The organism is Xinfangfangia pollutisoli, from assembly GCF_020179405.1.
Lineage (GTDB): Bacteria > Pseudomonadota > Alphaproteobacteria > Rhodobacterales > Rhodobacteraceae > Pseudogemmobacter > Pseudogemmobacter pollutisoli.
In genome coordinates, this window is sequence record NZ_JAICBZ010000131.1 from 1 (window position 1) to 6,847 (window position 6,847).

General features: G+C 69.3%; 9 protein-coding genes. 6 read left to right on the forward strand and 3 right to left on the reverse strand.

Annotated elements, in window-relative coordinates; all coding sequences use genetic code 11:
- Window positions 1–325: exodeoxyribonuclease VII large subunit (locus K1Y73_RS20855; protein WP_318248266.1), on the forward strand; the 325-nt coding region annotated here is incomplete at its 5' end.
- A 16-nt stretch (window positions 326–341) separates the two neighbouring features.
- Here K1Y73_RS20855 and K1Y73_RS20860 read toward each other — a convergent pair.
- The 3 genes from K1Y73_RS20860 to K1Y73_RS20870 all read right to left on the reverse strand — a co-directional run bounded on the left by K1Y73_RS20860 (window position 342) and on the right by K1Y73_RS20870 (window position 2,329).
- Window positions 342–749, reverse strand: a complete 408-nt coding sequence (locus K1Y73_RS20860) for a hypothetical protein (RefSeq protein ID WP_225030285.1) — start codon at window positions 747–749, stop codon at window positions 342–344.
- A 2-nt stretch (window positions 750–751) separates the two neighbouring features.
- The gene (locus K1Y73_RS20865; RefSeq protein ID WP_225030286.1) at window positions 752–1,165 is read right to left on the reverse strand and encodes a hypothetical protein; all 414 of its coding nucleotides are present in this window, start codon (window positions 1,163–1,165) and stop codon (window positions 752–754) included.
- Window positions 1,166–1,237: 72 nt separating this feature from the next.
- Entirely contained in the window at window positions 1,238–2,329 is a 1,092-nt protein-coding gene (locus K1Y73_RS20870; RefSeq protein WP_225030287.1) for an alkane 1-monooxygenase, read from the reverse strand.
- A gap of 76 nt (window positions 2,330–2,405) precedes the next feature.
- Here K1Y73_RS20870 and K1Y73_RS20875 point away from each other — a divergent pair, with 76 nt between their 5' ends.
- The 5 genes from K1Y73_RS20875 (at window position 2,406) to K1Y73_RS20895 (ending at window position 6,770) form a co-directional block, all read left to right on the forward strand.
- Window positions 2,406–3,125, forward strand: a complete 720-nt coding sequence (locus K1Y73_RS20875; protein WP_225030288.1) for a lysoplasmalogenase family protein — start codon at window positions 2,406–2,408, stop codon at window positions 3,123–3,125.
- A 67-nt stretch (window positions 3,126–3,192) separates the two neighbouring features.
- On the forward strand, window positions 3,193–4,272 hold the full coding sequence (gene ftsY, locus K1Y73_RS20880; protein ID WP_225030289.1) for a signal recognition particle-docking protein FtsY: 1,080 nt from the start codon (window positions 3,193–3,195) through the stop codon (window positions 4,270–4,272).
- Entirely contained in the window at window positions 4,269–5,207 is a 939-nt protein-coding gene (locus tag K1Y73_RS20885; protein ID WP_225030290.1) for a hypothetical protein, read from the forward strand. The genes ftsY and K1Y73_RS20885 overlap by 4 nt, the downstream gene beginning before the upstream one ends.
- On the forward strand, window positions 5,204–6,103 hold the full coding sequence (locus K1Y73_RS20890; protein ID WP_225030291.1) for an EamA family transporter: 900 nt from the start codon (window positions 5,204–5,206) through the stop codon (window positions 6,101–6,103). The genes K1Y73_RS20885 and K1Y73_RS20890 overlap by 4 nt, the downstream gene beginning before the upstream one ends.
- A gap of 10 nt (window positions 6,104–6,113) precedes the next feature.
- On the forward strand, window positions 6,114–6,770 hold the full coding sequence (locus tag K1Y73_RS20895; protein ID WP_225030292.1) for an inner membrane-spanning protein YciB: 657 nt from the start codon (window positions 6,114–6,116) through the stop codon (window positions 6,768–6,770).
- Window positions 6,771–6,847 lie beyond the last annotated feature (77 nt).

The window sequence follows — 6,847 nt, forward strand, 5'->3', positions numbered from 1 at the left end:
AGGGCGGGGCACGCTGGACCGGCTGGCCGAGCGGCTGGAGGCCGCGCCCGCGCAGCGCCTGGCCGATCTGTCCCGGCGGCTGGAGGCTCTGGACCGGATGCGCCAGTCGCTGGGCCCGGACGAGACGCTGAAGCGCGGCTTTGCGGTGGTGCGGGGCGATGGGCAGGTCGTCACCGGCAAGGCCGCGGCCGAACGCGCGCAGGTGATCGAGCTGCAATTCCATGACGGGCGCGTCACCCTGCCGGGCCGCGGCGCGGCACCGAAGCGGCCGGGACGCGCGGGCGGGGCCGAGGGTGGGGAAGGCGGGCAGGGCAGCCTGTTCTGACCCGGCCCGCTTCGGCCTAAGCCCCCAGATAGCCGTCGCAATTGACCGGCCCGCTGGCGCCCGGCGTCAGGCTGATCGGGTCCGAGACCGGCTCGGGCCCGGCATACCAGCCCTCGATGTGATCGCCGCGGTCGTAATAGGTCCAGCAGACCTGATCGCCGGGCTTGTCCTCATAGAAAAAGCAGATCTTGTCTTCGACCTGGGCCCAGCTGCCGCGCACGCAGCGTTCGGCATCGCGCCAGATCACCTTGCGCCCGGGCAGGAAGCTTTCGATCCCGTAGATCCCCGCCGCGGTCGCGGTGTCCATCGTCTTGCCGCGGGTCAGCGCGTCAAAGCCTTCGGCCGTCAGCGGCGCATCGACCGTGGCCAGGACGGGGCCTGCGAAAGCGGCGGCCGCAAGGGCCAGGGCAACCAGTCTGCGCATCGTCACACTCCCACATCCGGGCCGGGGCAGTTCAGCCCCTGGCCGGTCTGCGCCACCTCGTTCAACTCGGCCCCCGGCGCGTCATTGACCGACAGCGCCACCAGGCCCTCGCCCTTGTGCCAGAAGGTCCAGCAATGTTCCGAGGCATCGTATTCATAGGTGAAGCAGATCATTTCATCTTTCGGATACCAGCTGCCATATTGGCATTCGTCCTCGCTGAACTTCCAGCGCACCTTGCGGCCCGGCAGATATTCCTCGATCCCGAAGACCGAGCCATATTGCGAATAGGTCAGGGTCTTGCCGGTGACATAGGCGTCGAATTCGGCGGCGGTCATCGGCGCGTCATCCTGGCCGGCCGGGGCAAGGGCCGGCCAAAGCGCCAGGGTCAGGGCGGGCAGAAACAGGGCAGGGCGCATCGGGTATTCCTTCGGCGGGCATTCCTTCGGCTCGTCGCGGGCAGGCTGCCATGACGGGCCGGCTTTGGCCAGTCAGGCCTGCGTGACCTGCCGCGCCGCCGCCGCCTCGGCCCAGGGGCGCAGCCGCGGCCGCATCGCGCGCCGCCAGAGCCGGGGGAAGAAGGCCAGCGTGCAGGCCACTGGCAGGGGCCAGGGCAGGCGCGGGGCATCCGTGGGCGCGGGCAGGCGCAGCGCCGGATAGGGCCGGGTCGGGTGGGCGTGATGGTCGGAATGGCGCGGCGCATTCAGCATCAAAGCCGAGGAGAACCAATGCGCGGTGTTCCAGCTGTGCTGCGGCCCGACCGGCTCCAGCCTGCCATTCGGCAGGGTCACGCGCTGCAGCCCGTAATGCTGGACGTAATCCGACACCAGGATCTGCATCTGCGCATGCAGCGCCAGCCCCACCCAGGCGAGAATGCCTCCCCAGCCCGCCAGTGCGGCGGCCAGGGCCAGGGAAAGGGCGCCTCCGCCAATGTAGACAGTGTAAGGATGAAGGCCCTGCCTGCCGGCGCTGCGGGCGCGCAGCGCGTCTTCGGCCTTCCAGCCCTGGATGAAGCTTCCCCGCCAGGCCTTTGGCATGAAACGATAAAAGCTTTCGCCGGCCCGGGCGGAATTCGGATCTTCGCCCGAGGCGACATGGCGGTGATGCACCAGCCGGTGCGCGCTGGCATGCTGGCCGAACAGAAGCACGGTATAGACCGCGCGGCCCAGGTTGAACAGCGCGCGCGGGCTGCGATGGATCAGCTCATGCGCGGCCGGATGGCCGACCTGACCCAGCCACAGCCCGGCGCCGAAGAACAGAAGCACCCTTTGCCCGACGCTTAGCCCCGACGGCCCGGCCACCGCCCAGACCGCGGCGGGCAGTAGCGCCAGCGCCGAGAGGCCAACGGCCACCAGCACCGCGTCGGCGGCAGGAAACTCGGCCCCCTCGGGCGCATCGCCCGCGACATAGGGCACCAGCTGGTCCAGCAGCACCGACAGCAGCGCCATGTACAGAAACCCCGCCCACAGCCAGCCGCCGCCGGCCCAGATGCCCAGCGCCAGCAAGGGCACCGGGGCAAGTGACGCGACGGCAAAGGCCGCCATCGGCAGGGGGGCTTTGCGAAGGCTGGGGCTTTTGGTCATGCTGGGGCCGAGGGAAGCATGAAACCGCGGCGGGGAAAAGCCCGGGCACGGGGGCGGGGTATCACGGGGGCGGGGGATGATGGAGATCACGGCATTTGGTCGCATCGCGGCCGGGGCGGCGCTGGTTCTGGCGCTGGCCTATTGGGCGTTTTACACCGGCCGGGGCGGCGCGCCGGATCTGGCGGGCGCGCTGGTGAAGACCGGATCGGTGGCGCTTCTGGCGCTGGTCCTGTGGCAGGTGGCAATGCGGGGCGGGGCGCTGCCGCTGTTCTGGCTGGTCGCGCTGGGGCTGACGCTGGGGGCTTTGGGAGATTTCTGCCTGGCGCGCAGCGGTGAGGCCTGGTTCCTGGCCGGGATGGGGGCCTTCGGCGCCGGGCATCTGGCCTATGCGCTGGCGCTGATCCTGCGCGGGCGGGCGCTGGGGGGCGGACTGGCCGGCTTGCAGCCGGCGGAGCTGCTGGTGCTGGCGGCGCTGGTGCTGCTGATCCTGTCGACCGAGATCTGGCTTGCCCCGCGCACCGGCGGGCTTTTGTGGCCGGTGCGGGCCTATGTGCTGCTGATCGCGCTGATGGGGCTTGCGGCGATCCTGCTGCCCGCAGCACCTGGGCAGGGCTTGATCCGGCTGGGGGCGGCGCTGTTCCTGGCCTCGGATCTGATGCTGGCGATCGGGCTGTTTGTCGCGCAGTCGGCCGGGCTGAAGACCGGCCTGTCGCTGGCGCTGTGGCCGGCCTATTGGGCGGCACAGGCGTTGATCGGCCTGGGCGCCTTGCGGCTTTGGGCGCCGACGGCGGGCTAAGCGGGCCTTGCTCTTCCCATCGCGGCGCGAAGGCATTAGGTGAAGGCGATCAGGCAAGGGGCCGCGCATGTCGTTCTTCAAGAAGCTCAAGGACCGGATGTTCCGCTCCTCCGACAAGATCGGCGAGGGGCTGGATGCTTTGGTTGCCGAGGGCGATGATGCCCCGCCCGCCACGCCCCCCGCCGCCACCATTGCGCCCGCAGCCCCGCCAGCCGCTCCGGCTGCCAGTCCGGTCCCCGCTGCCCCCGCGCCTGCCGCGGAGGAGTCCAAGCCCGGGCTGATCGGCCGGCTGTTCGGCCGCGCGGATGAGCCGCGCCGGGTCCTGGACGATGCGATGCTGGAAAGCCTGGAGGATCTGCTGATCCAGGCTGATCTTGGCCCGGAAACCGCCATGCGCGTCACGGCGAATATCGCCGAGGGCCGCTTCGGCCGCCGGATTTCCACCACCGAGCTGAAACAGGCGCTGGCCGCCGAGGTCGAGCGGATCATGACCCCGGTCGCCCGGCCCCTGCCTTTGTACCCCAAGCGTCCGCAGGTGGTGCTGGTGGTGGGCGTCAACGGCTCGGGCAAGACCACGACCATTGGGAAGCTCGCCAGCCAGTTCAAGGCCGCGGGAAAGCAGGTTGTGATCGCCGCGGGCGACACGTTCCGTGCCGCGGCCGTGGATCAGCTGAAGGTCTGGGGCACGCGCGCGGGCGTTCCGGTTCTGACCGCGCCTGAAGGCAGCGATCCGGCCAGCCTTGCCTTCGATGCGCTGACCAGGGCGCAGGCCGAAGGCGCCGATCTTCTGATGATCGACACCGCCGGCCGGTTGCAGAACCGCGCCGATCTGATGGAGGAACTGGCCAAGATCGTGCGGGTGATCCGCAAGGTCGATCCGACCGCGCCGCATAACACGCTGTTGGTGCTGGATGCGACCACCGGCCAGAACGCGGTGACGCAGGTGGAAATCTTCCGCAAGATCGCCGATGTCTCGGGCCTGGTGATGACCAAGCTGGACGGCACCGCCAAGGGGGGCGTGCTGGTGGCGCTGGCCGACCGTTTCGGCCTGCCGATCCATGCCATCGGTGTGGGCGAGCAGATCGACGATCTGGCCGCGTTCGATCCGGGCGATTTCGCCCGGGCTCTGGTGGGCCTGTCGGAATGATCGGCCGTCTTTTGCCCCTGGGGCTGGCTGCCGCTTTGGCATCTGCCCTGGCGCTTCCGGCCGCGGCCGAGCCCGATTGCGGCGCGGTCTGGGGCGCCCTGGCGGCGGAACTGCCCACGGGGATCAGCCTGTCGGGCCGGCCCTCGGGCAGCCAGGACGGGTTCTGCGTGCTGGGCGGGGTCGAGATCAGCTTTGGCGCGCAGGCGACCAGCCTATTCGTGGCCGACCGGCTGATGCTGAAGGGCCCCGCACTTGAGGCGCTGCTCGGGGCGGACGTCGCGCCCAGCGCGCTGGAAGGCCGGATCGACGGGCTGCGGGTTCTGGTGCGCACCGGCTATGCCTCGTTCGACTATGCCGCGCTGGCCCAGTCGCGGCTGGCGCGCACCAGTGCCAGTCTGCTGATGACCTGGGACGAGAAGGCCCGGCTGCTGCGGCTGGACCGGATGCATGTCGATCTGCCCGGCAACAATGCGATCTATATGGCGGGCGAGATGACCGGGGTGGATCTGGGCTCGCGCGCGGCGATCCAGACCTCGGCCGCCAGTTTCGCGTTGACGCGGCTGGATCTGGATGCCCGGCTGCACGGGCTGTTCGAATGGTATCTGCTGCCGGCGCTGGCGGGGGCGCTGCTGCCCGCCGATGGCGATGCCGAGGCGGCAGCGCAGGCGCTGAAATCCGAAGCCAAGGCCTTTCTGGCGGCCCTGCCGGAACCCGCCTTTCCCGCCGCCACCCGCGACGCGGCGGCGCGGATCGTCGACGAATTGCCCAATCCCTCGGGGCGGGTCAAGCTCGCGTTCCGCGCGCCCGACGGCTTCGGCCCGGTGCGCTTTGCCCGCTATGCGCTGACGGGCCTGCCCCGAAGCCTGGCCGAGGCGGGGCCGCTGTTTCAGGGCATCACCCTGGATCTGACCTGGACGCATGAGGATGCCGAGTGAGCAGCTGGCTGGCAGCCCTTGAAGGCACGCCGGCGGGCCATGATCTGGCGCTTGCGCTGGCGCTGATGGCGGCGGTGCTGCATGCGCTGTTCGGGGCGCTGCAGAAGGGGCGGCACGATCCCTGGCTGTCGCGCGCGGCCATCGACCTGAGCTACGGGGTGATCGCGGCGCCCTTCGCGCTGTTCCTGGTGCCCTGGCCCGAGCCGCATATGTGGCCGATCTTCGCCGGCGCCGTGGTGATCCATATCGTCTACAAGGTCTTGCAGGCGATGACCTATACCCGCGGCGCCTATACGGTCGTCTATCCGGTGGTGCGCGGCACCGGGCCCCTGGTCACGGTGATCGCGGCGGGCCTGGTCTTTGGCGAGCATTTCGCGCCCGGGCAATGGATCGGCCTTTTGTTGCTGGTCGGCGGCATCCTGGGGCTGGCCGCCTATAACCTGCGCCATGTGACGGTGGACCGCGCGCGGCTGGTGCCGGCCCTGTGCTTTGCCGCGGCGACCGGGGTTCTGGTCGCGGCCTATACGACCTATGATGCCTATGGCATCCGCGCGACCGCCGACCCGTTCACCTTCCTGGCCTGGTTCTTCATGCTGGACGGGATCTTCCTGCCGCTGGTCAGCGCCCGTCGCCTGGCGCGTCTGCGGCGCGACGAGATCGGCCCCCTGATGCGCCGCGGCGTGCTGGGCGCCTTCGTCGCCTATTTCAGCTTCGGCGCGGTCATGCTGGCCACGCGGCTGGACAAGGTGGGCGAGGCGGCGGCCCTGCGCGAAACCTCGGCCGTCTTCGCCGCCTTGATCGGCTGGCTGGTTCTGGGCGAGAAGGTGGGCTGGGCCCGGATGGGATTGATGACGCTGATCGCGCTCGGGGCAGTGCTGATCGAGGCCTTGGGATAAGGAACAGGCAATGGCCGAGAAACAGATCAACCCGGTGCTGAAACAGGTGCTGGAACTGGGGCCGACAGTCGCCTTCTTCGCGCTGTACATGTGGATCAAGGACAAGAGCTATACGGTCGGCGGCACCGAATATTCGGGCTTCATCGTCGCGGCCGTCATCTTCGTGCCGATCCTTCTGGCCTCGATCGCGCTGCTTTGGGTGCTGTCGGGCAAGATCAGCCGCATGCAGGTCTTCACCGCGCTGGTGGTGATCTTCTTCGGCGGGCTGACGGCCTGGTTCAACGATGCCAGCTTCTTCAAGATGAAGACCACCATCGTCTATGGCTTCTTCGCGCTCTTGCTGGGCATCGGGCTGATGCGGGGCGAAAGCTGGCTGCAATATGTGCTGGGCGAGATGCTGCCGATGCAGCATGCGGGCTGGATGATCCTCACCCGCCGGCTGACGGGCATGTTCGCGGCCCTGGCCGTGGCCAATGAGGTGATCTGGCGCACCCAAAGCGATGCGCTGTGGGTCACCTTGGAAACCTTCGCCTTCCCGGCGGCGCTGTTCGGCTTCCTGATCCTGCAGATCACCGCGTTGAGCCCGCATATCATCGAAGACGAGGCCGCCGGAAAACCCGACGCGCCCGGCAAGACGGCAGGCCGCGACCGCGACGGCCAGGCCTGATCTGGCCTTGCTGATCTGATCCGCTCGGCCGCGCGGCCTTAGGGCGCGGCCACGCCCGCGGGGCGCACCGGCCGCGG

Bases quoted from the DNA above. Each gene is read 5' to 3' on its own strand.
- K1Y73_RS20860 (WP_225030285.1), bottom strand. From the start codon at position 749: ATGCGCAGACTGGTTGCCCTGGCCCTTGCGGCCGCCGCTTTCGCAGGC.
- K1Y73_RS20865 (WP_225030286.1), bottom strand. From the start codon at position 1,165: ATGCGCCCTGCCCTGTTTCTGCCCGCCCTGACCCTGGCGCTTTGGCCG.
- K1Y73_RS20870 (WP_225030287.1), bottom strand. From the start codon at position 2,329: ATGACCAAAAGCCCCAGCCTTCGCAAAGCCCCCCTGCCGATGGCGGCC.
- K1Y73_RS20875 (WP_225030288.1), top strand. From the start codon at position 2,406: ATGATGGAGATCACGGCATTTGGTCGCATCGCGGCCGGGGCGGCGCTG.
- ftsY (WP_225030289.1), top strand. From the start codon at position 3,193: ATGTCGTTCTTCAAGAAGCTCAAGGACCGGATGTTCCGCTCCTCCGAC.
- K1Y73_RS20885 (WP_225030290.1), top strand. From the start codon at position 4,269: ATGATCGGCCGTCTTTTGCCCCTGGGGCTGGCTGCCGCTTTGGCATCT.
- K1Y73_RS20895 (WP_225030292.1), top strand. From the start codon at position 6,114: ATGGCCGAGAAACAGATCAACCCGGTGCTGAAACAGGTGCTGGAACTG.